26 protein-coding genes are annotated in these 26,257 nt (G+C 66.7%); 13 read left to right on the forward strand and 13 right to left on the reverse strand.

All coding sequences use genetic code 11. The annotated features are described in order from the left end of the window. Positions 1-7 precede the first annotated feature (7 nt). The 3 genes from GFS60_RS07915 to GFS60_RS07925 all read right to left on the reverse strand — a co-directional run bounded on the left by GFS60_RS07915 (position 8) and on the right by GFS60_RS07925 (position 3,881). Complete coding sequence (locus GFS60_RS07915) at positions 8-2,017, reverse strand: fatty acid desaturase (protein ID WP_159920218.1); 2,010 nt, start codon at positions 2,015-2,017, stop codon at positions 8-10. 124 nt (positions 2,018-2,141) lie between these two features. After that, on the reverse strand, positions 2,142-3,392 hold the full coding sequence (locus tag GFS60_RS07920) for a PucR family transcriptional regulator (protein WP_159920220.1): 1,251 nt from the start codon (positions 3,390-3,392) through the stop codon (positions 2,142-2,144). A gap of 48 nt (positions 3,393-3,440) precedes the next feature. After that, positions 3,441-3,881 (reverse strand): VOC family protein, encoded by a 441-nt coding sequence (locus GFS60_RS07925; RefSeq protein WP_159920222.1) that lies wholly within the window; start codon positions 3,879-3,881, stop codon positions 3,441-3,443. A gap of 234 nt (positions 3,882-4,115) precedes the next feature. Between GFS60_RS07925 and GFS60_RS07930 the strand changes: the two genes are divergently transcribed. From GFS60_RS07930 to GFS60_RS07940, 3 genes are read left to right on the forward strand one after another with little or no spacing between them, the layout of a single operon-like run. Beyond that, on the forward strand, positions 4,116-5,000 hold the full coding sequence (locus GFS60_RS07930; protein WP_236603486.1) for an AurF N-oxygenase family protein: 885 nt from the start codon (positions 4,116-4,118) through the stop codon (positions 4,998-5,000). Then, a complete protein-coding gene (locus tag GFS60_RS07935) occupies positions 5,000-5,770 on the forward strand; it encodes a MerR family transcriptional regulator (protein WP_159920226.1) in 771 nt (256 codons plus the stop codon). Before GFS60_RS07930 ends, GFS60_RS07935 begins: the two co-directional genes overlap by 1 nt. Positions 5,771-5,822: 52 nt before the next feature. Then, a complete protein-coding gene (locus tag GFS60_RS07940) occupies positions 5,823-6,854 on the forward strand; it encodes an alpha/beta fold hydrolase (protein WP_159920228.1) in 1,032 nt (343 codons plus the stop codon). 13 nt (positions 6,855-6,867) lie between these two features. On the opposite strand, the gene purU is transcribed toward GFS60_RS07940, so the two are convergent. Both purU and GFS60_RS07950 read right to left on the reverse strand, forming a co-directional pair. After that, positions 6,868-7,752 (reverse strand): formyltetrahydrofolate deformylase, encoded by an 885-nt coding sequence (purU, locus tag GFS60_RS07945; protein ID WP_159920230.1) that lies wholly within the window; start codon positions 7,750-7,752, stop codon positions 6,868-6,870. Positions 7,753-7,765: 13 nt separating this feature from the next. Further along, the gene (locus tag GFS60_RS07950; RefSeq protein ID WP_159920232.1) at positions 7,766-8,599 is read right to left on the reverse strand and encodes a class I SAM-dependent methyltransferase; all 834 of its coding nucleotides are present in this window, start codon (positions 8,597-8,599) and stop codon (positions 7,766-7,768) included. A 57-nt stretch (positions 8,600-8,656) separates the two neighbouring features. On the opposite strand from GFS60_RS07950, the gene deoC reads away from it, so the two are divergent. Further along, positions 8,657-9,322, forward strand: a complete 666-nt coding sequence (deoC, locus tag GFS60_RS07955; protein WP_159920234.1) for a deoxyribose-phosphate aldolase — start codon at positions 8,657-8,659, stop codon at positions 9,320-9,322. Between the two features lie 13 nt (positions 9,323-9,335). Here deoC and GFS60_RS07960 read toward each other — a convergent pair whose 3' ends face one another. Next, a complete protein-coding gene (locus GFS60_RS07960; protein WP_109327789.1) occupies positions 9,336-10,103 on the reverse strand; it encodes an LmeA family phospholipid-binding protein in 768 nt (255 codons plus the stop codon). 113 nt (positions 10,104-10,216) lie between these two features. Between GFS60_RS07960 and GFS60_RS07965 the strand changes: the two genes are divergently transcribed. After that, entirely contained in the window at positions 10,217-10,834 is a 618-nt protein-coding gene (locus GFS60_RS07965) for a type IV toxin-antitoxin system AbiEi family antitoxin domain-containing protein (protein ID WP_159920236.1), read from the forward strand. Positions 10,835-10,916: 82 nt separating this feature from the next. Here GFS60_RS07965 and GFS60_RS07970 read toward each other — a convergent pair whose 3' ends face one another. The 3 genes from GFS60_RS07970 to GFS60_RS07980 all read right to left on the reverse strand — a co-directional run bounded on the left by GFS60_RS07970 (position 10,917) and on the right by GFS60_RS07980 (position 12,845). Beyond that, positions 10,917-11,741, reverse strand: a complete 825-nt coding sequence (locus GFS60_RS07970) for a class I SAM-dependent methyltransferase (protein ID WP_159920238.1) — start codon at positions 11,739-11,741, stop codon at positions 10,917-10,919. A 21-nt stretch (positions 11,742-11,762) separates the two neighbouring features. Beyond that, positions 11,763-12,263 (reverse strand): DUF2505 domain-containing protein, encoded by a 501-nt coding sequence (locus GFS60_RS07975; RefSeq protein WP_109327795.1) that lies wholly within the window; start codon positions 12,261-12,263, stop codon positions 11,763-11,765. 84 nt (positions 12,264-12,347) lie between these two features. After that, positions 12,348-12,845, reverse strand: coding sequence for a DUF2505 domain-containing protein (locus GFS60_RS07980; protein ID WP_201453525.1), 498 nt, complete (start codon positions 12,843-12,845; stop codon positions 12,348-12,350). Positions 12,846-12,870: 25 nt separating this feature from the next. Here GFS60_RS07980 and GFS60_RS07985 point away from each other — a divergent pair, with 25 nt between their 5' ends. Continuing rightward, positions 12,871-13,962 (forward strand): UDP-N-acetylmuramate dehydrogenase, encoded by a 1,092-nt coding sequence (locus GFS60_RS07985; protein ID WP_374434348.1) that lies wholly within the window; start codon positions 12,871-12,873, stop codon positions 13,960-13,962. Positions 13,963-13,996: 34 nt separating this feature from the next. Beyond that, positions 13,997-15,181, forward strand: coding sequence for a L,D-transpeptidase (locus GFS60_RS07990; RefSeq protein WP_159920244.1), 1,185 nt, complete (start codon positions 13,997-13,999; stop codon positions 15,179-15,181). 228 nt (positions 15,182-15,409) lie between these two features. Here the strand turns inward: GFS60_RS07990 and GFS60_RS07995 are convergent, their stop codons facing one another. Both GFS60_RS07995 and GFS60_RS08000 read right to left on the reverse strand, forming a co-directional pair. Then, positions 15,410-16,156 carry an SDR family NAD(P)-dependent oxidoreductase gene (locus GFS60_RS07995; RefSeq protein WP_159920246.1) on the reverse strand — a complete coding sequence of 249 codons (747 nt, stop codon included), beginning with the start codon at positions 16,154-16,156 and terminating at the stop codon, positions 15,410-15,412. 23 nt (positions 16,157-16,179) lie between these two features. Further along, complete coding sequence (locus tag GFS60_RS08000) at positions 16,180-17,142, reverse strand: TauD/TfdA dioxygenase family protein (RefSeq protein WP_159920248.1); 963 nt, start codon at positions 17,140-17,142, stop codon at positions 16,180-16,182. Positions 17,143-17,515: 373 nt separating this feature from the next. Between GFS60_RS08000 and GFS60_RS08005 the strand changes: the two genes are divergently transcribed. Beyond that, positions 17,516-18,790, forward strand: a complete 1,275-nt coding sequence (locus GFS60_RS08005) for an ROK family transcriptional regulator (protein ID WP_159920250.1) — start codon at positions 17,516-17,518, stop codon at positions 18,788-18,790. A gap of 80 nt (positions 18,791-18,870) precedes the next feature. Here the strand turns inward: GFS60_RS08005 and GFS60_RS08010 are convergent, their stop codons facing one another. Next, positions 18,871-19,902 (reverse strand): tocopherol cyclase family protein, encoded by a 1,032-nt coding sequence (locus tag GFS60_RS08010; RefSeq protein WP_159926977.1) that lies wholly within the window; start codon positions 19,900-19,902, stop codon positions 18,871-18,873. A 121-nt stretch (positions 19,903-20,023) separates the two neighbouring features. Further along, positions 20,024-20,797, reverse strand: coding sequence for a PIG-L family deacetylase (locus tag GFS60_RS08015; RefSeq protein ID WP_159920252.1), 774 nt, complete (start codon positions 20,795-20,797; stop codon positions 20,024-20,026). A gap of 53 nt (positions 20,798-20,850) precedes the next feature. Here GFS60_RS08015 and GFS60_RS08020 point away from each other — a divergent pair, with 53 nt between their 5' ends. The 5 genes from GFS60_RS08020 (at position 20,851) to GFS60_RS08040 (ending at position 26,128) form a co-directional block, all read left to right on the forward strand. After that, positions 20,851-21,678 carry an alpha/beta fold hydrolase gene (locus GFS60_RS08020; RefSeq protein ID WP_159920254.1) on the forward strand — a complete coding sequence of 276 codons (828 nt, stop codon included), beginning with the start codon at positions 20,851-20,853 and terminating at the stop codon, positions 21,676-21,678. 25 nt (positions 21,679-21,703) lie between these two features. Beyond that, complete coding sequence (mshA, locus tag GFS60_RS08025; RefSeq protein ID WP_397517988.1) at positions 21,704-23,074, forward strand: D-inositol-3-phosphate glycosyltransferase; 1,371 nt, start codon at positions 21,704-21,706, stop codon at positions 23,072-23,074. Beyond that, positions 23,071-23,562 (forward strand): YbjN domain-containing protein, encoded by a 492-nt coding sequence (locus GFS60_RS08030; RefSeq protein WP_109327811.1) that lies wholly within the window; start codon positions 23,071-23,073, stop codon positions 23,560-23,562. Before mshA ends, GFS60_RS08030 begins: the two co-directional genes overlap by 4 nt. Before the next feature lie 149 nt (positions 23,563-23,711). Continuing rightward, positions 23,712-25,301, forward strand: coding sequence for an AMP-binding protein (locus tag GFS60_RS08035; RefSeq protein ID WP_159920256.1), 1,590 nt, complete (start codon positions 23,712-23,714; stop codon positions 25,299-25,301). 71 nt (positions 25,302-25,372) lie between these two features. Then, the gene (locus GFS60_RS08040; RefSeq protein ID WP_201453526.1) at positions 25,373-26,128 is read left to right on the forward strand and encodes a phosphoglyceromutase; all 756 of its coding nucleotides are present in this window, start codon (positions 25,373-25,375) and stop codon (positions 26,126-26,128) included. Positions 26,129-26,257: the final 129 nt, after the last annotated feature.

A 26,257-nucleotide genomic window follows, 5' to 3' on the forward strand; every position in this document is an offset into this window, starting at 1 on the left:
TGTTGGCTCAGCTGTCGTAATCGACTGCGACTGTGGGGGTGGTGGGATGGGATTGACAGGTCAGGATGAAGCCGGCCTCGGTCTCGGCCGCCTGCAGTGCGAAGTTCTGCTCCATGGATACTTTTCCTGTGATGACTCGGGCTTTGCAGGTGCCGCATGCGCCGCCGAGGCAGGCATAGGGGGCGTCGATATTGTTTTTCAGCGCGGATTCGAGGACGGTCTCACCGGGGGCGAGTTCCACGGTGTGCTGTGCGCCGGACAGGGTGATGGTCACTTGGGAGGCGGGAAAATTGTCGAGGTGTGCGGGTCGGTTCGTGCCGCGGAACAGTTCGAGGTGTATCCGCTCGGTCGGCACCTTGTCGGTTGCGAGGTCATCGCGGATTGTGGTGGTGAGTTCGCTCGGGCCGCACAGGTACCACGGGTCGATCGTGGTGAGGTCGGTGGCGAGCAGGCGTTGAATTGTCGCCAGGTCGATACGGCCGCGCAGGGCTGCGGGGTGGTGTGCCTCGGCGGAGCGGATGTGGAAGATGCGTAGCCGGTCTGCGTACCGGGATTCGAGTTCGTCGAGTTCGGCGGCGAACATGGTCGACTCTGCGGTTCGGTTGCCGTAGAAGAGGGTGAAGCGGCTCTCGGTCTCGATCTCCATGGTGGTGCGCAGAATCGACAGGATGGGGGTGATGCCGCTGCCTGCTGCTACCGCGACATGGTGGTGCCGGGCGAGTGGATCGAGGGGTGCGCCGAAGCTGCCGGTGGGGGTCATCAGTTCCAGGACGTCGCCGGCTCGCAGGGTGTCGACCGCGTAGCTCGAGAACGTCCCGCCGGGGATGCGGCGGATGCCGATCGCCAGTTCTCCCGAAGTGGCGCAGGTGCAGATCGAGTAGTTTCGTCGCACCTTCTTTCCGCCTATGCGGTGGTGCACGGTCAGATGTTGGCCGGCCTGGAAGGCGAACTGGTCCTGAAGGTGGTCGGGAACGTCGAAGGTGACTTTGACGCTGTCGGGTGTGAGGGGCTCGACGCTTGCGACAGGGATCGGGTAGGTGCTGGCATGGCGTGCCGCGGAGGAACGCGGCATACGGACCGGGAGTAGGGCGGCGAGTGTGCCGTTGAGGCGTTTCCACTCCTGGTACTGCGTGGCGTCGAGGTGTTGCCCGAAGACGGTACTGATTTCCGAGTCGCGCTCGAGGTAGGCGGCCTCGTTGCGTCGCCAGGCCGCGACGTAGCGGTAGAAGGGGATGGAGGGGTGTAAGTGGTGAACCAGGTGATAGTTCTGCGACAGGAGCAGGGGAGTGAGGATCCATTCCGAGCCGACGCGGTTACGGGTCGCGCGGTAGCGGTTCTCGCGTTGGGTGTCTTCGAGGTCGTGATGGGGTAGCCAGTCGAACCACCACGCGAGCACGAACATCGCCACCCGTTCGGGAATCAGGTAGATCAAAGCGAGCGTCCACAGATGCCCGGCGAAGGCGGCGGAGACGATGACCGTCACCGACAGGGTCATCAGGGCCGCCGTTTCGGCAATTTCGGCGCGTGGGCGGCGACGCAGGTTGCGCACCAGGAAACTGATGTAGGGCAGGTCCATGGCCGGGAAGCGGATGGGCAGCTGCCACCAGGGTGATGCGCTCACGAAGTGATCGGGATCGGACTCACCGTCGTTGGTGTTGCGGTGGTGCTCGATATGGATGAACGCGAACGATCTGAAGGAGATCAGCGGGGAGACGAAGAACATTGCCACCCGACCGAAGGCGACGTTGACCCAGCGATGTGAGCTGATCGAGTAATGCGAGGCGTCGTGCAACACGGTGAACAGGACGAAAATTGCTGCCGAGCTCGCGGCGATGGTAGCGATCGCAGGCAACGTGTCGGTGAGGGCAGCCCAGGTCGATGCGCCGAAGAGCGCGAGCGCGAATGTGCCGATGCCGACGATCGGCCAGGACAGCGTGGGAACCTGCTCGCCGGGATCGGGCAGGGCGTGCTGCGAGGCCGCTGCCGGGGGTTGGGGGTGTCGAGTCGTGGTCGACATCGGACTCCTCTGCGCGCTTTGGGATGAGATTGCTCACAACGTACAAACGGCGGGCAGTGGTCGACAAGGCCATCCCAGCCCTCTGAGGTGTGCTGTCAGCACATCCGGCGCGCTCGGGCCCCGGTCAGCGCGGCTTCGGCTCGGGCAACACCGCGGCCCCCAGCACATTGCAGACGATCAGCGCCGCGTGCAGTTCGGCGATGTTGCTCGTCGCGGGCCTGCCTCTGCGCTCTTCGGCACGACGCATCCTCTGCAGGACCGTGTTCCGATGGATTCCCAAGGTGCTCGCGGCGGTCGCCAGACTCCCTTGCGCGTCGAGAACAGCCAGGAGCGCGGCGCGCTCGCCGCGCTCTTTCGCGTCGTCCCGTGCGAGCTCGCCGAGCTGAGCGGAAACGAAGGCCCTCGCCGCATCCAGGTCACGCGAGATGGCGTCTACCAAGGCAACATCGCTGAACTCTGTGATCGATGGCGCCGCACGCCCGGACAGTTCGATGATTCGGCGTGTGCGTAGAGCTTCGAGATGGGACGTCCGGAAGCCTGCTGCCCCCGGATGGGGTGAGCCCACCGCGATGTGAACGTTCTCGCGTTCGCCGGGAAACTCCGTCGCCATGCCGTTGGGTGACGTCCGCACGTCCCCCGTTAGCGATGCCCATCCCCACACCGCAAGTGGGCCGTCCGCCACAACGAGTGAGTGACCAGCCCCGAGGAACCTACCGACCCGCCTGGCGAATCCCTCGAGGTCGACACCGCGTTCGTCGACCCAGCACACGAAACCGATCTGCCGACCCGTGAGCCGGTGGCTGAGCACACGTTCGGCGCGCGCGACGTCGACACGTTCTCCAGCGAGCAGTGCCCGCACGACATCGGCGCGCTCGGCGCGTGCCTGGTTCTGGCGTCGGTCGAGCTCGGCGACGTACTCGGCAGCCACCAGACTGGAAATGCGATCGATGTATCGAAATCCGAAGCGCTCCAGATCGATAAACGTCCTCAGTGCAACCGCAGGGTCCTCGATCCAGTCAGTGAGTGAGTCGGAAAGCTTCTCAGTGAAGTACTCATGACCCAACCGATAGAACCGCAGCATCACATCGACGCTGTGCCCTCGTGACGCCATTGCGCGCGCGTGTTCGAGCGCCGTCACCGGCGCCTCCGCAGCCGCTACGTCGATCCCGTGACGAACCATCGACAGTGCCGCTTCGAGATTCGACGAGCACGACCCCAGGGTCAGGCCGCGAAGCTCGTCATCCCCGCCGACCTCCGGAATTCGCTCGACCAAATACTTGAGCATGTCGTCAGCCAGGCTGGACACATTCGCCAGTAGAGACGCGGCGATGCCGCGTAAGGCGACCGCGCCGTTGTCAGGCTCCAGCGCGTCCATATCTGCACACTAGTGGCCGGCGGTCGCGAATGCGCCAAGCCTGGCGCGTCAGCCGAGCTGCTCGAACAGGGACACGATGATCCCTTCGGGCCCACGCACGTAGGCCATCCGCACGCTGTTCTCGTACTCGCCGATGCCGCCGATGAGCCCGTACCCGTCCGCAGCCACCGCGTCGACGGCCGCCTGGAGGTCGCCGACCTCGAAGGACACGTTGCGCAGTCCGAGCTCGTTGGCCATCGCTTTGGGCGATCCGGGCACGTGTTCGGGCGTGACGAAGGTCGCGAGTTCCAGCCGGGAGCCGCCGCCGGGCGGCCGCAGCATCGCAATCTCACAGCGCGCGCCGGGGATGCCGCAGACGATCTCCACGAACTCACCCTCCACGGATCCGGTGCCCTCTACCTCGAGACCCAGTCCGACGAAGAACGCCGTTACCGAGTCGAGGTCCGCGACGGTGATGCCGACGTGGTTGAAACGTTGTACGTGTGCCATGGGATCCATCCTCCAGTGTTGTCTCGCCGATTCGACCGTCTTGCCGATTCGACGCTGGGACGGAGCCGGGGCTGGATTTTCGACATCATGCGTTTCCGCACGCAATTCTCGCCCAACGATGACAATGGACATTGTGACAATGCTATTGTGGTGAAGAAAGTCGACCGAGGAGTGGTGATGTCCGTCGAGAGTGCACGGGACGTCCTCCGTGATGCCCATCCAACATCCCGGAGAATGCACGTCAGTGACCGTCAGGACACGGCTGAGCGGCTCCTCGCCTCCGCGGCACGCAAGTCCTACGACCCGCTGATCGAGGTCGACTGGGATGCGCCGATCCCCGCGGACCGGTACGGCATGACCCCCGAGTGGTGCAGCCTCTACGGCACCGAACTCTGGGACACCATGACGGAGGAACAACGCGTCACTCTCACCAAGCACGAGGCGGCGAGTATCGCCGGTACCGGAATCTGGTTCGAGCTGATCCTCATGCAGATGCTCGTCCGGGACATCTACTTCCACGATCCGGCCACCCCGCACGTTCAGTTCGCGCTCACCGAGATTGCCGACGAGTGCCGTCACTCCACGATGTTCGCGAGGTCGGCGCAGCGCTTCGGAATTCCGTCGTACCGGCCCAAGTGGTGGATCCGTCAGGCGGCTCGCGCCTTCAAGGCGACTGCCACCGGATCCCTGGCATACGGCGGGACGTTGTTCGCCGAGGAGATCCTCGACATGATGCAGCGCGACTTCATGCGGGACGAGCGAGTTCAGCCGGTGACACGCACGGTCAGCAGAATTCACGTCCTCGAGGAGTCGCGGCACATCAAGTACGCACGCGAGGAAACAATCCGGCGAATCCGATCGGCGTCCTGGTTCGCGAGGGCCCGGGTGCGGTTGGCGCTCGGTGTCATCGCCTATTTCATCGTCACCAGCCTGGTGAACCCGCAGGTCTACGCGGCGGCGGGTCTCGACGTGGACGCGGCGAAGAGGGCAGCCAGATCGAATCGCCACTATCACGACAAGATCCGCGAGGGCTGCGCCAAGACCGTCGAATTCCTCGACGAGGTGGGACTCATCGGTGGCCCGTCGAGGCTTCTGCTCGAACGGGCGCACATCGTCTGATGAAGGAATATCGGATCGACGACCTCGCACGCGAGGCGCGGGTGAGCGTGCGCAACGTGCGCGTCTACCAGGACCGCGGACTTCTCCCGCCACCACGGAAACAGGGGCGGACCGGGTGGTACAACGAGTCGCATCTGGCCCGGCTGCACCTCATCGGCCGGATGCTCGACCGCGGATACACCTTCGCCACCATCAGCGAGCTGCTCACGGCCGCCCAGTACGGACTGCACGTCACCGATGTGCTCGAGACCGATGATCCCGGCAGCCGGTGGAGGAAACGCAAGCGCGCCGCGCGACTCACCCTGGCGGAACTCCGGCGGATGTTCGGTGCGCAGACCACCGACGAGAATATTGCGCGGGGAACCGAGCTCGGCGTGCTCGTCCCCTCCGGTGACGACTACGCGGTGAACAGTCCTCGACTCGTGGAGGCGGCCCAGGTTCTCGTCGACGCGGGTATCCCACTCGAGGACGTGCTCGAACAGACCGCAGCCGTGCGCAAAGACCTTTCCGACGTCGCCGCTCGATTCGTCGCGGTCGTCGCCGACCGGTACCTCGCACCCGAGGGCGAGCAACTCGAGCTCGACGAGGCGAAGATCTCGGACATCGTGCGGCTCGTCGAGCAGATGCGGCCACTCGCACACGACGCCGTCCAGACACTTTTCACGCAGGCGATGGAAGAGCAGATCTCCCGCGCCCTCGAGAAAGCCGCACAGCAACTCGGGGATCCGCCGAGTTCCGCGCGGACGTCCGACAACGACCGCGCAAGTTGACAACTCACGGACGTCGCCGCACGGCGGTGTCACCCAGATGACAGGGGTAAGAATGACCAGCAGTTCGCGCACCACCGCCCTACGGGCACTCGCCGGCGTCGCCGGAGTGGGCGCTGCCTTCGTTGCAGCAGCGGCGATTCGGCACAAGCGCATCACTCGCGGTCTGACGCTGACGACCGAGGTCGCACCGAACGAACTGCTGCGTACCCCGAGCTTGCGACCCGACGTCAGCGAGATCGTCACCGACGACGGCGCCACCCTGTATGTGCGCGCCTATGGTCCGGTGGACGGCGACCCCATCGTGTTCAGCCACGGCTGGACCTGCTCGACCGAGTACTGGTACCCGCAAGTGAACGCCCTCTCAGGCGAATACCGCGTGATCACCTACGACCAGCGCGGGCACGGTCGGAGCACCGTCGGCTCCCTCGCTCTCGGCCCCGACGTCCTCGCCGACGACCTGTCCGAGGTGCTGAGGGCGACTGTCCGCGAGGACAAGAAGGCCGTCCTGGTCGGCCACAGCATGGGCGGCATGAGCATCATGGCCTGGGCCGGCCGTCATCCCGACGAGGTACAGAAGTATGCGTCCGCGGTCCTGCTCGCCAGCACCGCCTGCGACCGGCTCATCGCCGAGACCACGGTGATTCCCCTCCCGAATCGCTTCCCGCGAGTGCCGGTCCCGGTCGGCCGTGCGGTGCTGAGTGCACCGATGCCGCTGGTGTCTTCGCCGGTGATGACCCGGGCGATCCAGTACGTGTCGATGTCGCCGAACGCCAGTCCCGCCGAGGTCAGCTTCTGCGAGAACATCGTGCGCGAGTGCAAGCCCCGCATTCGCGGGGGCTGGGGTGCCGCGCTGAGCGGGCTCGACATCCACGAAGCACTCGACCACCTCACCGTGCCGACCACCGTGCTCGTCGGGTCCATGGACCGGCTCACACCACCGGTCCACGCGCGCAAGCTCGCTCGCGTGCTGGACGAAGCGGGACATCTCGACCGGCTCATCGTGCTCCCCGGTGTCGGGCACATGAGTTCCGTCGAGAACATCGACGAGTTCGACAAGGAGATCGTCCGGCTGCGCAACCTGTAGCCGCAGCGGTTTTTCAGCTGAAGACCACGGTCTTGCGGCCGTGTACGAGGACGCGGTCCTCGAGGTGCCAGCGCAGGCCGCGGGACAGCACGAGCTTCTCGATGTCGCGGCCCTGCCGCACCATGTCCGCGACCTCGTCGGCGTGATCGACGCGAATCACGTCCTGTTCGATGATGGGGCCTGCGTCCAGCTCTGCCGTCACGTAGTGGCAGGTGGCGCCTATCAGTTTCACTCCTCGTGCGAAGGCCTGGTGATACGGGCGGGCGCCGACGAACGAGGGCAAGAAGCTGTGGTGGATGTTGAGGGCGCGTCCCGCCCAGTGCTCACACAGTTCCGAGGGCAGCACCTGCATGAACCGGGCGAGGACCACAGCGTGCGGATCGTGCGCGTCGACGAGTTCCCGGACCTGCTCGAAGGCCGGACCACGTTCGGCCGGATCCTTGGGGAAGGGCACATGGTGGAAGTCGATGCCGTGGCGTCGGGTGACGCTCTCGAGGTCGCGGTGATTGCCGATCACCGCGCAAATATCTGCCGGCAGCTCCCCGCCCGCCGCCCGACCCAACAGGTCGTGCAGACAGTGCGCTTCCTTGCTCACGAGCAGCACCACACGCTTGCGTTCACCCGTGTCGGACACCGTCCATTCCGTATCCGGGCCCAGCTCGGCCGCGACGGCAGCGAATCGTTCGCGCAGCTCGTCGATCGACATGTTCACCGACGACGCCCGCACGGCCTGCCGGGTGAAGAACCAGCCGGTGTCGGCGTCGGCGTGATACGCGGCCTCGACGATCCACCCGCCCACCTCGGCGAGAAACGTCGAGATCCGGGCGACGATGCCGGTGCGGTCGGGGCAGCCGAGGGACAGAACGTACCGGTGATCGTCGGAAGAAGCAGTGCTCATGGGCAACAGTCTTTCAGGTGGCCCGCCGGCCGGTCACGACTGCGGTACCCACCAGAGTTCCGGCGTCGACGTCATGGATTGCCCGCTCGGTGAGGAGCTGCAGGAAGTCCCGGCGAATCACTTCGACGGTGTTGTCGTCGAAGGGCGAGAGGGCACCACGCAGTGCCCCACCCAGCACGAGATCCCAGGCGAACTCCGGTGTCGCGGGGATCAGATTGGACAACTCACGGACCTCCGTGGACTCCGCACCGAGGTCGGCCAGCCACTGATGGAGACCGTCCGGGGTGTCGATGCGATCGAGAACGTCGAACCGAGACGCGCTCTGCTCCGGTGCGGGTTCCTGCTGCCGGGCGACTGCGGCCAGGAACGCGTCGGCGAATTCGCGCAGCGCTCCGCGTCGCCACACGGTGATCCCCACCTTCCCACCGGGTCTGACCAAACCGGCGAGCCGGGTGAACGCCGCATCCATGTGTGGCAGGAAGAAGACGCCGTACGAGCATGCGAGCGCGTCGTAGCCGGCCGAGGGCACCGTGCTCGGCGGCTCCCAGGTGGTGGCGTCCGCACACACGAACTCGATGTTCTTCAAGCCGCGTTCCGCGCTCTTCACCCGGCCCTGTTCGAGCAGTTCGTCTGCGAGGTCGACGGCATGGACCAGCCCGGCGGGCCCCACGGCGGTAGCGGCGGGGATCGCCGAAGCTCCTGCACCGCAACACACGTCGAGCACGGCATCACCGGGATGCAGTCCGAGCTGGAAGACGAGGGACTGCCCGGCCGGTGACCACACTGCCGTGGTGAGTCGATCGAACTCCTGGCGGGCCTCGTCGAAGATCGCTCCGGGATTGGTCATACCGCGATGCTAGGCCGTGGACGCGGGTCGCCGGCGGCGTTGTGCGAAGCTCGGAGCATGCCGGACGTTGCACTGACCCGTTCCCAGGTGGCCGCCCTCGTCGACCACACACTCCTCAAACCCGAAGCGACCACCGCCGACGTCGACGCGCTCATCACCGAGGCCCGCTCGCTCGGCGTTCTCGCGATCTGCGTGTCACCGTCGATGCTGCCCGTCCGGGCCGCGGGTCTGGTCACGGCGGCAGTGGTCGGGTTCCCGTCGGGAAAACACCACTCACTCGTCAAGGGTGCCGAAGCCCGGCTCGCGGTCGATCAGGGCGCGCAGGAAATCGACATGGTGATCGACATCGGCGCCGCGGTGGCGGGTGATTTCAACGCCGTCCTCGCCGACGTGCTCACCGTGCGCGAGGCCATCGGCGACGGCCCGGTGCTGAAGGTGATCCTCGAAACAGCGGTCCTGACCGACCATGCCATCGTGGAGTCGTGCCGCGCCGCCGAACGCGCAGGTGCCAACTTCGTCAAGACCTCCACCGGATTTCATCCTGCAGGCGGAGCGTCGGTCGACGCCGTACGGCTGATGGCCCAGACCGTCGGGGGACGGATCGGCGTGAAGGCGAGCGGGGGCATCCGCACCGCCCAGGCAGCGATCGACATGATCGACGCCGGAGCGACGCGACTAGGCCTGTCGGGAACCCGCGCCGTCCTCGACGGGCTGCCCGACTGACCCGTCCGCTCGATTAGACGAGCAGTCCGCAGCTGCTCTGCTGCTGTTCCTGCTGCTGCTGGGTACCGGCTGCCGGCATCGTGTACGCGCCGCCCTCGAGGGTGATCTCGATGGCGTCGTCGGTGACCTCCAGCGAGGTCGGCTGCATTCCGAGCGGGTACGTCTGCAGGCTCGAGGTGAGGGTCTGCACGATTCCGTCGACCAGGTCGGTGGGAAGACCGAACCCGAGGATCTCGGCGTTCACCGTCTTCACCTGAACCGTTCCGCCGCCGGCCTCGGGCCGGACGGTCAGCTCGGCGAGTCCGGCAGGACCGACCGAGAAGGTCAGGGTCCCGGCGTCCGCATCCGCCTTGACGGCGCTGACGAGGGAGCCGAACGCCTGCTGCTGCAGCGTCGCCAGAATTCCCTCGGTCGACCAGTGAATGTGGGCGTCCGAGCTGCCGATGGTGCCGCTGCTCTCGGGGGTGTCCTCGATGCGGATGTCGTTGATCTGGGCGTTGACCTGCATTCCCACTGCGGGACCGAACTTCGTGTCGTCACTGTCGATGGTGATGTAAGGGACGTTCTTGTCCAGCGATTGCAGCAACACGGGTTTCCAGCTCAGGCCCACGTCCACCTTGGACCCGAGCTGGCTCTCGAACTGATCTGCCATGCAGCTCTTCACGCTGTGGCGGACATAGAGTTCACCGCCGACCAGCACGGCGACGAGCGCGGCGATGACGATCAGCGAGATGACGAGCACACGGTTACTTCGGGATGCGGAGTTCGTTCGGGCTGCCATTGCACGGATTCTTCCCGACAACTCTGAACAATTTCTGTGAATACCGCCGCGGGGCGCACGCGAAGTTCGCGAGAAAGTGTGATTCACGACACAAGAGACCGTAATGTGAGGGAATGTCCGGATGGTTGGCTCCACGTCCCGGCGGCCCCGGGCGTGACGGTGTCGGTGAAGAACTGACACGTCTCGCTACGGCGCAAGCCGGATATTTCACCACGGCGCAAGTACTGCGCCTCGGCTTCACGGCCGATGAGATCGGTGAGCACGTCAGCGCAGGATCTTGGGACAAGATCGAGCGAGACCTGTTCCGACTGAACGACAGTCCCCACTCCGACCTCGACGAGTTCGCGAAGTGGTGCACGTGGTTCGGTGCCGCCGCGGCCGTCTCGCACCAGAGCGCGGCCGAACTGCACGGTCTCGGGCACCTGTACCCGCGGTTCATCCACCTCTCCACCGTGCTGTCGCCACCCTCGCCCACGCAGCAACTGGCGCTGCACCGCCGTTCGCTTCGCGCGGAGGACTGCGAGCAGGTGGGACCACTGCGGATCACCACACCGACGTGTACCGCGCTCGACCTCGCCGCCAGCGGCATCTCACAGGAACTGCTCGACGAGGTGGTCTCCGACGGGGTCGCGATCGGTCGCCTGGATGTGCGGACCCTGCACGGCGAGTGTGGGTCGCTGCCCGCGCAGGTCGCTCAGCGCGTCGAGCATGCGCTGGCCACCTGCACCTGACGAAGGCTCCGCCGAACAACCCCGACGTGCAACGTCTTTCGGCGAGGAACGTGACGGGACGGCTCTGTGGGGGAGTGCGGGATTACCTCGGCGACTGCGCCGGCGCCACCAGGTCCCACGGAACGGTGAGCACGTTGTCGCGAATACGCCTGCGCTGCGGTTGCACCGGTACACCCTGCGCACGTAGCAGCTGAAGGGACGCTCGCCACCGCACCCGGGGGCCGAACGAGCCGTGCGGTGCGGCGATGGCCCAGGCCCGGTCGACGGCGGCGAGCAACGCGTGGATCGGTTCGCCGGGAACGTTGCGGTGGATCAGCGCCTTCGGCAGGCGTTCGGCGATGTCCGATGGAGTCTCGACGTCGAAAGGATCCCAGGCCAGCGTCAGTGACAGGGGGCGGATGGCGTCGAGCAACACCCAGGCGCAGCGTCGGCCGAGTTCGTCACACGTGCCCTCGAGAATCAGCCCGCCCGGCGCAAGGCCGGACTGCATGAGCGCCCAGGCCGGCCCGACCGACTCCTCCGGATACTGCCGCAGCACATTGAATGCGCGGACGAAGACCGGACGCAGGCCGGACAATTCGAAACCGCCCCGCGCGAAACTCACTCCGTTGCCGCCCTCGACCACCCGTTCGGGATCGATCTCGAGACCCACCACCCGTCGATCACGCCGTACCGAGAGGAGTCGGTCGGCGAGTTCGAAGGTGGTGTGCGGGCGATTGCCGTAGCCGAGGTCGACGACGAGTGGGTCGGCGCTGTCCCCGAGCGTGCGGCGCACCAACGCGTCGTTCACAAGCCAGCGATCGCTGCGCCGCAGACGGTTGATGCCGGTAGTGCCCCGAGTGATGACACCTCGGGGGGTGAGGCCGGCCTGGGCACCACGGGGCCGCCTCAGCGTCGCTGAAGTCATGGGAGCTGTGTGCTGTGGAAGCTACTGCTGGGATAACCAGTTCTCGGTGATCTCGGCCTCGGCGCGGAAGAGGTCGATGAGGTTGACGAGCATCAGCTGCTCGAGCTTCCCGCCGATGAACGGCAGGTACACCTTTGCCTCGGACGACGTGCGGAACGTGCATCCGGTGTCGGTGGCGAACAGTTTCATGGTGCCCGTCAGGCTGCCGGGTCCGGCGGGGATCGATGCCTCGTACGTTCCGGTGGTCGGGTCACCGAACGGGGTGTACGACTCCTTACGAGTGATGACCATGTCTTTCTTCATCACGGTCTGCGCGATCTCCGGGAGTTCGGAGCGCGGCAGGATGTGGTGAAGGACGATGTCGATTCCGTCGTCGCTGACCTCGAAGTGCTCGATGTGGTTCTCGGAGTACTTCCGCATCTCCTCGATGCGCGCGTCCCAGTAGTCGCGGTTGGTGAACGCGCCGTACACCTCTTTCGGGGTGTACTTGTAACGGGCTGAGTAGTCGATGCGGCGAGCCATGATCGTCAAGGTTACCGGACTGTGACCGAACACAATCGACGCCCGCCCCAGGTCGGGGACCGTCGAGACGCCGCTCGGCGGGTATCAGGCGCCGAGCCACCGCTGCGTGAACTCCTGCTCCTTGTCGATCAGGCGCAGCACCTCGTCTCCGATGGCGCCTTCGATCTTGCCGCCGATCAACGGGATTTTGACCTCGGCCTTGCCGGTGACCTGGACTTTCGTGCCGGAGCCCTCGCTGGTGAGGGTTTGCGAACCCGAGATCTCAGCCGGTGCGCCGGTGACCCGAGCAGTGAAGGTGCCGGACGCGCGACCGCCGTCGAGCGCGTTCCACGTTTCGGTGCGCGTGATCACGAGGTCCCCCGATCGGACCTTCGCGACGATGCTCGGCAGATGGTCGGCGGGAATCGACTGCGTCATGGACACCGAGATGGTCCCGGGCCCGGTCGTGACCTCGTCGAGCGTGGCTCCCGGCCCGCCGACCTCGGCGATCCGGTCGCGCCAGTACTGCTCGGTGGTCAGGCCGGCGTGGACCTGTTCGACGGGGAAGGAGTAGGTCGAGGAATGCTCGATGCGGCGGCTCACGGTGCGCAGGCTACCGTTTGCGGATGTGTGGGATGTGAGCATTGTCAGTCAACTCGTCGATTCCGGCGCCTTCGTGTCCGAGAATCTCGACTTCTCGGAAATGACCACCCTGCGGGTGGGCGGGCCGGCGCGCATTGTGGCCGAGTGCCCGACCACCGAGGTGCTGGTCGATGTGGTCCGCCTGCTCGACGCCAGTGGCATACCGACGCTGATTCTCGCGGGCGGCTCCAATCTGGTGATCGGTGACGACGGTTTCGACGGTGTGGTGGTCCGTGTGTCGAACACCACCGTGGAATTCGACGAGGGATTCGTCACTGCCGAGGCCGGTGCCGAGTGGGATCAGGTCGTGGCGCAGACCGTCGCCGCCGAACTCGGCGGGCTCGAATGTCTGTCTGGGATCCCCGGCTCGACGGGTGCCACTCCGGTGCAGAACGTCGGGGCGTACGGCGTCGAGATCGGCAGCATGTTGCGGCGCGTGCGGCTCCTCGACCGCCGCACCGGCGAGGTCCGATGGGTGCAGCCCGACGCACTGGGACTCGGGTACCGCACGAGCGTCCTGAAACACACCGACGCCGCCCTCGTGCTCGCGGTGGAACTGACAGTGCACCGGGACGGTTTGAGCGAGCCGTTGCGCTACCGGGAACTGTTCTCTGCCCTGGAGGCGGAGGAAGGGGACCGGCGACCGTCGATCGAGGTCCGCAACGCCGTCCTCGACCTGCGCAGAAGCAAAGGCATGGTGCTCGACCCCGACGATTACGACACCTGGAGTGCCGGGTCCTTCTTCACCAATCCCGTCGTACCCGACAGCGAACTGGCCGCCGTTCTCGCTGCCGTCGAAGCTCGACTCGGTGACGTCTCGGTGCCGCAGTATCCGGCCGCCACGGGCACCAAGCTCTCCGCCGGATGGCTGATCGAGCGGGCCGGGTTCTCGAAGGGGTATCCCGCCGAAGGCGCCGCAGCCCGCTTGTCCACCAAGCACACCCTGGCACTCACCAATCGCGGCGCGGCGAAGACCGAGGATCTCCTGGCCCTTGCGCGGGACGTGCGGGACGGTGTCCAGTCGGCGTTCGGTGTCCGCCTCGAACCGGAACCCGTCACGGTGGGCTGCGCGATCTGAAAGGTTGGTCCGTAGCGCAGGTAACGTGTCAGTCGTGCATGAACTGGGTTCTCGGACAAGCAGGAAGCGGGTCGCGTATGTCGCGGCGGCGCTGATCGCTCTCGTCGCCTTGCTCGCCGGTTGCACGGTGGGCTCGCAGTCCGGGACGCCCGTCGCCCCGCCCGAACCGGTGGTTCAGGTCACCCAGAATCCGGAGTCCGGTTCGCAGGACGTGAACCCGGTGTCGCTGGTCTCGGCCACCGCCGCCGAGGGCACTTTCACCGATATCGCTCTCGTCAATGCGGAGGGCCGTGTCGTACAGGGGGTCCTGTCGCCCGACCGAACCACGTTCACTGTCGGTGAGGCTCTCGGCTACGGATCCACTTACACGTGGCAGGGCACTGCAGTCGGTACCGACGGCAAGACGGTCACCGTCGACGGCAGCTTCACCACCGTGCAACCCGAGCAGACGATCTCGGCCAACCTGAACATCGGTGACGGTCAAGAGGTCGGTATCGCCGCGCCCATCATCGTGCAGTTTCACGACACCGTCGAAGACAAGGCCGCGGTGGAGAAGGCGATGACGGTGACGACGACGCCGCCCACTCCGGGGTCGTGGGCCTGGCTGCCGGACGACAACGGGTCGCGCGCGCACTGGCGACCGCAGAACTACTGGGCACCGGGCACCACCGTGAATCTGGACGCCAGGCTGTACGGGCTCGACTTCGGTGACGGAGCCTACGGAGCAGAGGATCTGTCGCTCGACTTCACCATCGGCCGCAGCCAGATCGTGATCGCCAACGCGCCCAGCCACCGTATGCAGGTGGTGCGGGACGGCCAGACCATCATGGACATCCCGGTCAGCTACGGCGAGGGCAACGAACCGCGCAACGTCACGCGAAGCGGCATCCATATGGTGACGGAGAAGCACGAGGACTTCCTCATGTCCAACCCGCCGTTCTACGAGAACGTCCGCGAGCGGTGGGCGGTGCGCATCTCGAACAACGGCGAATTCATCCACGCGAATCCCGAGACGCTCGGTGTGCAGGGGTCGTCGAACGTCACCAACGGCTGCATCAATCTGTCGCTGGGCGACGCCCAACAGTATTTCGGCACGGCCATGTACGGCGATCCTGTGGAGGTCACCGGCACCTCCATCGCATTGTCGGCAGCCGACGGCGACATCTACGACTGGGCCGTCGATTGGCCGACCTGGCAAACGATGTCCGCGCTCGCGTAGGGGAACCGAACCGGCCCCCGCTGCGTCTACCTGAACGAGTCCCGATTTTCGGGACAGGTCGAACGGTAGGGGGCTGCGGTGGCGGGATGGATGCTGTTGGGATCGGTGGCGTTGATCGTTGCCGCGGTGTGGGCCGTGGTCCTACTGCTCGAATATCAGGATCGCCGCGCCGACGGACGGGACCGGTGACGAGCCGCAGTGAGGCTCGTCGGTTCCTGACGTCTCGGGTCACGTCGTGCGGTGGAAACGTCCCGAGGAGGCCTGATCTCGGGGCTTGACGACGATCTGGTCGATGTTGACGTGCGAGGGGCGCGATGCCACGAACCCGATGATGTCGGCGACGTCGGCGGCTACCAGCGGAGTGATCCCCTCGTACACCTTGTCGGCGCGCTCCTTGTCGCCCTCGAACCGCACCAGCGAGAACTCCGTCTCCACAGCGCCCGGCGCAACCTCGGTGAGGCGAACGGGCTTGCCCAGCAACTCTCCACGCAGCGTCCGATGCAGCACGGCCTGTGCGTGTTTGGCCGAGGTGTAACCGGCGCCGTTGTCGTAGGCCTCGAGCGCCGCCACCGATGTGATGGTGACGATCAGCCCGTTGCCCGAGTCGACGAGTTTGGGCAGGAGCGCCCTGGTCACCCGCAGGGTTCCCAGGACGTTCGTCTCCCACATCCAGCGCCAGTCGTCGAGGTCGGCGTCGAGGACCGGCGCCAGCCCCTTGGCCCCACCCGCGTTGTTCACCAGCACATCCACCCGGGGCAGGACTGCCGTGAAGGCGTCCACCGAGTCGTCGTCGGTGACGTCGAGCTCGAGCGCCGTACCCCCGATGTCCCCGGCGATCTTTTCCAGTCGATCCACCCGCCTCGCTCCGATGACCACATGAAACCCCCGGTCAGCGAGTGTGCGGGCGGTGGCTTCGCCGATTCCGGAGCTCGCTCCGGTGACAACGGCGACGCGGGTGTCGGGTGAGATGATCATGCGGCCATGGTAGGGCGGGGGCCTTACCCGCGAACGGGCGCGGGCTCGTCGATGACCGAGTAGCTGCTCGCGTCGCCTGCGATGCTGCGGCTGCGTTCGCCGTGGATGTCGACGGGCACGTCCCCGGCCAGGGTGATGCGATTGAGCCGGCGGTACTGATCCCCGTAGTCGGCGACGGCGTAGTGCTGCGTTGCGCGGTTGTCCCAGATGGCGACGTCGCCCGGCTGCCAGTTCCACCGGGTCGTGTACTCGAGGGAGATGGCGTGATCCTGCAGAATCCGGAACAGCGCCTGCGATTGCGCAGAGCTCAGGCCGACGAGATTCTTCACGAAATGTCCGAGCAGCAGGGTGCGTTCGCCGGTCTCCGGGTGCACCCGTACCACCGGGTGCACCGTCTCGAAGTAGGTGGACTGGAACTCGGAGCGGTACTCCTGCGTCTTCTCGTTCTGCGCCCGCTCCGCGCTCGTCGCGGCGTAGTCGTAGACGTTGGTGTGGGTGGCCCACAGGTTCTCGGCGAGAATCTTGAGAGGCTCCGGTAGCGCGTTGTATGCCGCGACCCCGGACGCCCAGGTGGTGGAGCCGCCGTAGGTCGGAAGTTGCACGGCACGCAGAATCGACGCTTTCGGGATGCGGTCGACGAAGGTCACGTCCGTGTGCCAGCTGTTGGCCTTGCCGTAGTCGGAGTCGATGGGCAGCACCGTGGTTCCCCGGGAGGTGACGGTGGGGTGCGCGGTGGTGGGGGAGCCGAGCAGCTGCGCGAACTCGTACTGGGAATCGTCCGTCAGGTGCTGCTGTCCGCGGAAGAAGATCACTTTGTGGGTGAGCAGCGCCCGGTGGATCAGCGACACCGTGGCGGGGTCGAGGTCGCCGCCGAGCCGAACACCGTCGATCCGGGCCCCGATGTGTTCGCCCAGTTGCACGACGCCGGCAGCACCCGGAACGGCAGGGGAGTCGGCAACCTGATCGGGCGCGAAATCGATAGACATGATGGGCCTTTCGGGTATCGGAAGCGATGTGCAGTCCTGCAACCGAACCATCGGCGCGGCACCGCCGGAAGGTTTGGCGTCACTCTGATCGCAAGAGTCGCGGGGACCGCCGAATCGGCAGAGATTGGTGAAAGCGACCGAAGGTGCTATTTTTCTTGGCATGTCCTCAGGCCAGCCGACCGCTCCGCGGGTCACCTATGTGACTTCCGCGCTGGGATCGCGGCTGCCGTTGGCGCGGGAACTGTGTTGTCGCTGTTTCAGCGTCTCCAGCTGACCCGCGCAGTCTTCTCCTGATCAGCCGTCCGCGTCCCCGCAGGGACGACGCCGTGTTCGGACGAAGGTGCGCACCGCCTCCGTACGCAAGGACTACTCCGTGTCTACCCCCACTCTTTCCAGTTCGAACCTGAGCGCCTCTCCCCGGTTCCAGCGTCCCCTGTCTCGTCCGCGCCTGACCATCGTTCCTCCCGAATTGCGGATCAGCGACGGTCCCGCCGCCGGTGTCCTGCGTGTGGCCCGTGCTCGCGGCCCCCTGTCTCGGGATGTGGCCGCCAAGGCGACCGGCCTCAGTATTGCGACCGTCAATCGTCAGGTATCGACGCTTCTCGATCTCGGGTTGCTCCGCGAGCGCGGCGATCTCACGCCCTCCGGTGCGATCGGTCGTCCCCGCGTCCCGTTCGAGGTGAACCACGAGCCGTACCTCACCGTGGGAATCCACATCGGCGCCGTGGTGACCAGCATCCTTGCGAGCGATCTGCGCGGGAAGGTGCTCGGGGCTGTGGAAGTTCCGACGCCGCGCGGTCCGTCCGCCGAGGCCCTGACCGGTATCGCCCGCAGCGCACGGGCTTTCGCGTCCCGCTGGCACCGGCGCCGTCCGCTGTGGGCGGGCGTCGCTCTCGGTGGACGCGTCGATGCACAGACGGGTGTGGTCGATCATCCCCGGTTGGGGTGGAAGTCGGCGCAGGTCGGGGCCATCATCGCCGCCGGGCTCGGATTGCCGGTGTCCGTCGCCGCCCACGTCGAAGCGATGGCCGCGTCGGAACTGTTACTGAGCCCGGACAGTGAGGATTTCGTGGCGCAGGGTGAAACGGGGCTGTACTTCTACGCGCGCGAAACCGCGGGAATTGCCATCACCATCGACGGCCGGGTGCACACGCCGTCGAGTGGGCCGGGTTCCATCGCGCACCTCCCCACCGGTTCCTCGGCGCAGTGCTCCTGCGGCTCGAGCGGATGCCTCGAAGCGACGATCAGCGATCGTGCAATTCTCGGCGCCGCAGTGTCGGCGGGCATCCTGCCGGAGTCGGCACGGCTGCCGTCGATGAGTGCGCTGTACAAGGTGGCGGCGACCGGGTCGGTTGCGGCGCACGATCTTCTGGTCGAGCGCGCCCAGGTGCTGGGCAAGACGGTGGCCATGCTGCGGGACCTGTTCAATCCGGATCGGGTGATACTCGGTGGTCAGGCCTTTACCGAGTATCCGGCTGGAATTCCGCACGTGGCCGAGGCGTTCGCTCGAGCGTCCTCGTTGGAGCGCAAGGATATTCGCATCACGGGCTTCGGAAACCGGGTGCAGGAGTATGCATCGACGGTGGTGTCATTGAGCGCGCTGTACTCGGACCCGGTCGGTGCGATGCGGCGTGTGTCTCTCCAGTAGGTGCGGATGGATTGGTCAGCCGCGCGCGTACTGGGCTGCGCAGCTGACTTTTCCGTCGGCAACGGGCGGTCGGACACCGGTCAGCTGAGGGGCGGCGCTGAAGTGGCGTCCGGCGCGGCTCCGCGTCGCCGCAGTTCCTCGCGGGCCCGCTCGATGCCCCCGCGTTCGAGCGCTGCCAGAGGAGATTCGTCTGCCCACACGAGACGACCACGGCGACGGACCGTGACGCTCATCGACCCGGCGAGATGTTCGAGGGCGCCCGCGATGTTGCGACGTTCCTCGGGCAGTGGGACCGGCAGCACGTGTGCGGAGCCCAGCGGGGAAGTGCCCTCGATCTCGACGCTCCAGGTGCGGTTTCGCCCCCGCAGCGACCAGCGATCCTCGGTCACGTGCGCTCGTACCGGGGAGGTGACGGGGTTGCCGAGGCGAAACACGGTCCCGTCGGGCAGGGCGACGACCACGGCGGTCACCTCGGTCCGCAGCGGACCTGCGGAGATCTCGCCGCCCGCGAACGCCACGCACGCCTGGCGGTCGGCGAATCCCTGAGCCTGCCCCCACCACCAGGAGTCGGGGAAACCGCCCTTGCCCCAGTTTTTCTCGGCGTACACCTGTGCGCCGCCCAGATCGATTTCGGTGTCGCCGAGCACCGCAGTGCCCTCGGCTCTGCCGCCGAGCAACCACGGATGCCAGTACTGGTTGAGCGCCGGAACGCTCTGGAACACGCTGGATCCGCCGAAGCGGCGATGCGGCCACCCGACCCGATCGGTCACCCGGACGTCGAGTCGCGCATCCGGTCCGAGATCTACCTGCACGCGGTCGGCGGTGCCGCGGAACGCCTTGCCGGCGAACGCTCCCAGACCAGCGGACTCCGCGTGTCCCTCCGGGTAGGCGTCGGTGCGCAGGAACCGGCTGGGATGGGCGGCCAGGCCGAGCGTCGACCACTGGCCGTCCGTAGCGTGGTTGATGCCGGCCAGCGCGACGACCACCTGGCCAGTGGCCGGCTGGGTGAACCGCCAGAAGTAACCCTCCATTGCGACGCCGTGCGCCGCGAGGAGGTTGCCGAACGGCAGGTCGGCTCCCGTGGCGCGGTAGGCGCGCAGCAACGAAGACATCGGATCAGCGCGCCGGTCGCAGGCCCGCCTGACGTTGGTGAGGAGATCAGCGGGTCCCATACCCGTGGATGCTAGGCGCGGAGTCCGGTCCCCGCAGGCAGTTCACAGGCGCTCGGGTTCCTCAGAGCGGGAGCGACGACTCCGCGAGACCGTCCGGCGCCCCGCGGCGGCGGAACCACTCCTGGCCGAACACCGCACGGAGCTGCTCGTCCGGCATGGCGAGGAAGGGCCCGAAATCGCCGATCTGGGTGGCGTGCGCATGCATCGCCGCCCGCTTGACCTCGAGAACTCCACTGACATCGACGACCGTGGTGATCTCCGACTCGGGTAGGCCGAAGCTGTCGAGATCCGGCGGCTGCGCGTCCTCGGACCATTGAGGGTTGGCGGCCAGCAGACCCCGGATGTGGTCGCGGCTGACGGCAGCCTCGTACACGTGCGGCACACCGGCCATCTCCGCGGCGCGGACTCCCACGTGGTGCACCTGGACGTGGTCGGGGTGCCCGTACCCGCCGTTGGGGTCGTAGATGGTGACGACGTCGGCGGCTTCCTCGACGAGTACGGCGGCCAGCCGGGCGGCCGCCTGCTCGACGTCGGCGTTGCAGAACGCAGCCGGGTTGTCGTTCTCCGGCGTCCCGGCCATCCCCGAGTCCGCGTAGTGGAGCATCACGACCCGCGCGGCGCCGAGGAGGGCGGTCGAGTGCTCGAGCTCGCGCCTGCGCCGTTCGGCGAGCGATTCGCCTTCGCTCAGGATCCCGTCGGGAACTTCGCCGAGCGCCCCGTCCGTGGCCGTGACGACGACCACGCGATGACCGGCATCCGCGGCCTGCCGCATCACACCGCCCGTCGTGAACACTTCGTCGTCGGGATGGGCGTGGAAACACACCAGGACACTCATGAGGGCAATACTTGCACGCGCCCGGCAGGGCGGCGGCCCCCTAGGGTGGCCGCATGGCTATTCGTGAAACCTTCGGCGTCGACGGAACGCCGCTCGTCTACTCGGTCACCGGCGCCGAGGACGCGCGCCCCCTCGTCCTGCTGCACGGCTGGGCGCAGTCCTCGAAGTGCTGGGGCACCGAGGTGCTGGACGAACTGGCGGCCCGGTACCGGGTGATCGCGCCCGATCTGCGCGGGCACGGGTATTCGGGCGTGCCCACCACCGGCTACGACGACTCCGCGGTCTGGGCCGGAGACGTGCGCGCGGTCCTCGCCGCCGAAGACGTCACATCCGGGGCCGTCCTCCTCGGATGGTCGTACGGCGGGCTCGTCATCTGCGATTATCTCGCCACGCACGGGAGCGCCGCGGTCGACGGGGTGGTGCTCGTCGGTGCGATCACCAGCATCGGCCGGGGTGAGAAGGGCGGCAAAGTCGGCCCCGCGATGCGGGAAGCGGTTCCCGGTGCGATGTCGGAAGAGCCGCGCGTCGCCATTCGCGCGCTCGGCGCGTTCGGGAGCGCCCTCACCGGCCCGCCCGAAGGAAAGGGTGCGCAGTCTCAGGCGTTGTTCGGTGCGAGCCTCAGCACCCCGCCGCGGGTACGTGCGGCCCTCTTCGACCGCGCTGCTAGTCATGACGACCTGCTGCGGCGGCTCGACGTCCCTGTTCTGGTGATCCACGGCACCGAGGACTCCGTCGTGGACGTCGCGGCAGGCAGGCACGCCGCCGACCTCGTGCCGAACGCGCAGGCGTCGTTCTGGGACGGCTGCGACCACGGACCGTTCGTCGAGGATCCGGCCCGGTTCGTCAAAGAGATCGGCGAGTTCGTCGGCAACCTCGATTAGAAGCCCCGCCGAGCGAGGGGGCAGTATGGAGCCCGTGACGCCCATGTACAACGACCTCGGCGGGCTCGGCCGGGGTGCGCGCCCCCGCAGGGTGGCCGTGCTTTCGGTCCACACCTCACCGTTGGCGCAGCCGGGTACCGGCGATGCGGGCGGAATGAACGTGTACGTCCTGCAGACCGCCATGCAGATGGCCCGGCGCGGGGTCGAGGTGGAGATTTTCACCAGGGCCACGTCGTCCGCTGATCAGGCGGTGCAGGAGGCGGCACCCGGCGTGCTGGTCCGCAACGTGGTGGCCGGCCCGTTCGAGGGACTGGACAAGCAGGACCTGCCCACGCAGCTCTGCGCGTTCGTTGCGGGTGTGCTCCGCGAGGAGGCGCGCCACGAACCGGGCTACTACGACGTCGTGCACTCGCATTACTGGCTGTCCGGTCAGGTCGGCTGGCTCGCCCGCGACCGGTGGGGCGTGCCGCTCGTGCACACCGCGCACACCCTGGCCGCGGTGAAGAACGCGTCGCTCGCCGAGGGCGACACCCCCGAGCCTGCCGCTCGCCAGATCGGCGAACAGCAGGTCGTTGCCGAGTCGGACCGTCTCGTCGCCAATACCGCCGAAGAGTCCGAGCAACTGGTCCGGCATTACGGCGCCGACCCGAGCCGGATCGATGTCGTGGCCCCTGGTGCCGACCTCACGCGGTACCGGCCCGGCGACAAGGGTGCGGCCCGGCGCGCGCTCGGCATCGACCCCCGCGAGACCGTGGTGACCTTCGTCGGCCGCATCCAGCCACTCAAGGCCCCCGATGTGCTGCTGAGTGCCGCCGCGGAACTCATCGCCCGCGATCCCGAGTCGAGCCTGCGGGTCCTCGTCGTCGGTGGTCCGTCCGGTACCGGGCTGGCCCGACCCCACGCACTGATCGAACTCGCCTCCTCGCTCGGTATCGCGGCCCACGTCACCTTCCTCCCCCCGCAGGCACCCGACAGACTCGCCGACGTCTACCGCGCATCCGATCTCGTTGCGGTACCCAGTTATTCGGAATCATTCGGTCTGGTCGCCATCGAGGCGCAGGCCTGCGGCACCCCGGTGATCGCCGCGAACGTGGGCGGCCTCGGTGTCGCGGTACGCAACGGCGAGACCGGACTTCTGGTGGACGGACACCGTACGGGGGACTGGGCGACGGCGTTGCACTCGCTGGTGTCCGATCCCGGGCGGCTGGCTGCCCTGGCCGCCGAGGCACCGCGGCATGCCGAGAATTTTTCGTGGGAGCACACCGCGGACGGGCTTCTCGAGAGTTACCGGAAAGCGACAGTCAACTACAACTACGGAATCGGGCCGAGCGAGTTCTCCCCGCGCCGCGGACGCGGATTGTGGAAACTGCGCCGGGTCGGGGGAGTGCGCGCATGAGCGATCTTGCCGAAGTCATCGAGTCTGCCCTTACCGAGCGTGAGATGGAGTTCACCAGGAAGGACTCGACGCATTTCATCGTCGAGTTGCCGGGTGAGCGCAAGTTGAAGACCACCACCCTGCTGACCGTCGGCACGCATGGTGTTCGGGTGGAGGCGTTCGTGTGCCGCAAACCCGACGAGAACTTCGAGGGCGTGTACAAGTTTCTGTTGCGCCGCAATCGGCGGCTGTACTCGGTGGCGTACACGCTGGACAAGATCGGCGACATCTATCTGGTCGGGCAGCTTGCCGGCCACGCCGTGAACGAGGACGAACTGGACCGCGTGCTCGGGCAGGTCCTCGAGGCAGCGGACGGCGATTTCAACACCCTCCTGGAGTTGGGATTCGCCAGCTCGATCAAGCGGGAATGGGACTGGAGGGTCTCCCGTGGGGAGTCGCTCGCCAACCTCAAGCCGTTCGAGCATCTGATCGACGACACGGAGGAATGAGGTCTCGACAACCGCCCGCGGCACCGAATTACGCGCGGGTAGAGTTGCTGCAGCCTGTGACTGTCATCACAGGATAGGTACATGTTTCTGACTTTCACAGAAACTTGTGTCGACAACTGCTGCTGCAACATTTCGAGGGAGAGGCCCCAGTGAGCTTCAAGAGCCCGTTTCCGGACGTCGAGATTCCGAACCTCAGCGTCTACGACTTCCTCTTCGGCCAGGTCGATGCGGCCGATGGGGATCGGCCGGCGCTGATCGACGGCGCTTCCGGTGCGGTCACCACCTATCGGGCGTTGATCGCCCAGATCGACGGGGTCGCGGGGGCGCTCGCTGCGCGCGGGTTGGCCGTCGGTGAGGTGGCGGCGTTGCATTCGCCGAACGTGCCGGCGTTCGCGTCGGTGTTCCACGGGATCCTGCGGGCCGGTGGGGTCGCGACCACGATCAACGCGTTGTACACCGCCGAGGACATCGCCAAGCAGCTCACCGACTCGAAGGCGAAGTTCCTGTTCACCGTCTCCCCGCTGCTGCCGCAGGCGAAGGCCGCGGCCGCGCAGGTCGGGATCCCGGCCGCGCACGTGATCGTGTTGGACGGCGCGGACGGGCACCCGTCGCTGCAGGATCTGCTGGCCGAGGGGGCGCCGGCGCCGGAGGTGTCGTTCGACCCGGGCACCCAGTTGGCGGTGTTGCCGTATTCGTCGGGCACCACCGGTCGGCCGAAGGGGGTGATGCTCACCCACCGCAACCTGGTGGCGAACGTGTGCCAGATCGACCGGCCGATCGGGATCGGTGCCGAGGACAAGCTCCTGGCGGTGTTGCCGTTCTTCCACATCTACGGGATGACGGTGCTGCTCAACGCCGCCCTGCGTAAGCGGGCGGCGCTGGTGACGATGCCGAAGTTCGACCTGGTCGAGTTCTTGACGATCGTCGCGGAGCAGAGGTGCACGTATGTGTTCATCGCCCCGCCGGTGGCGGTGGCGTTGGCCAAGCATCCGCTGATCGATCAGTACGACCTGTCGAGTGTGCATTCGATCTTCTCCGGGGCCGCCCCGCTGGATCAGGAACTGGGTAAGGCGGTGGCGAACCGGCTCGGGTGCCGGGTGCGGCAGGGGTACGGGATGTCGGAGATGAGCCCGGTCTCGCATGCGATTCCGTTCGACCGGGACGATATTGCGCTGGACTCGGTGGGTCCGACCATCGCGAACATGGAATGCAAGCTGGTCGATCCCGGGACCGGTGCGGAGATCGAGCAGCCGGCCGAGGGGGTCAGTGCGGCGGGGGAGTTGTGGTGCAAGGGCCCGAACATCATGGCCGGGTATCTCGGTAACGAGGAGGCGACCGCGGAAACCCTGGATGCGGATGGGTATCTGCATACCGGGGACATCGCGACGGTGGATTCGGAGGGGGTGGTGACGATCGTGGACCGGATGAAGGAGTTGATCAAGTACAAGGGCTATCAGGTGCCGCCCGCGGAGTTGGAGGCGTTGTTGTTGACGCATCCGCAGATCGCCGACGCCGCCGTGATCGGCGTCCTCGACGAGGAGGGTGAGGAGGTGCCCAAGGCGTTCGTGGTCCGGCAGCCCGGCGCCGACCTGGACGAGGACGCGGTGATCGCGTTCGTCGCCGAGAAGGTCTCCCCGCACAAGAAGGTCCGCAAGGTCGAGTTCATCGACCTGGTGCCGAAATCGGCCGCCGGCAAGATCCTCCGCAAGGACCTACGCGCCGCCGAGGCCGCGAAGTAGACACTCCCGGCCGGCCTGTGGGCGGGCGGTAGAGGGGTTCAGGACGCAAGGGTTCCGGGACGCATGCCAGGATGAACGGCATGAGTACCGGAACCCTTGTGCTGCTCCGTCACGGCGAGAGCGAATGGAATGCACTCAACTTGTTCACCGGCTGGGTGGACGTTCACCTGACCGATAAGGGCATCGCCGAGGGCAAGCGCGCCGGCGAACTGCTCCGCGAGCACGACCTGCTTCCCGACGTGTCGTACACGTCGCTGCTGCGCCGGGCGATCAGCACGGCCAACATCGCGCTCGACGCAGCCGATCGGCACTGGATTCCGGTGGTGCGCGACTGGCGTCTCAACGAACGCCACTACGGCGCCCTTCAAGGGCGCAACAAGGCTCAGGTGAAGGAAAAGTACGGCGACGAGCAGTTCATGCTGTGGCGCCGCAGCTACGACACCCCGCCGCCGCCGATCGACGCGGGTAGCGAATACAGCCAGGACACCGACGCCCGGTACGCGGGGCTCGACGAGGTACCCCTCACCGAGTGCCTCCTCGACGTCGTCAAGCGCCTCATCCCGTACTGGGAAGACACGATCTCCGCCGACCTGCTGGCGGGCAAGACCGTCCTCGTCACCGCCCACGGCAACTCGCTCCGAGCCCTGGTCAAGCACCTCGACGGCATCTCCGACGACGCCATCGCCGGGCTCAACATTCCGACAGGGATCCCGCTGCGTTACGACCTGGACGAGAACCTGACACCCCTCAACCCGGGTGGTACCTACCTCGATCCCGAAGCGGCGGCCGCGGGCGCTGCCGCGGTCGCGAATCAGGGCGGTAAGTAGTCCGTGTGGGCCGGCCGGGTGCCCCGTGCGCGGGGCACTCGGCCAACAACGGGTGAACGACGGGCGAAGAGTGCGGTTCCGACGTGTGACGTGCACGGAAATGGCTGAACCCTGCATCACCAGCGGTTC

Source organism: Rhodococcus sp. WAY2 (assembly GCF_009859915.1).
Lineage (GTDB): Bacteria > Actinomycetota > Actinomycetes > Mycobacteriales > Mycobacteriaceae > Rhodococcus_F > Rhodococcus_F oxybenzonivorans.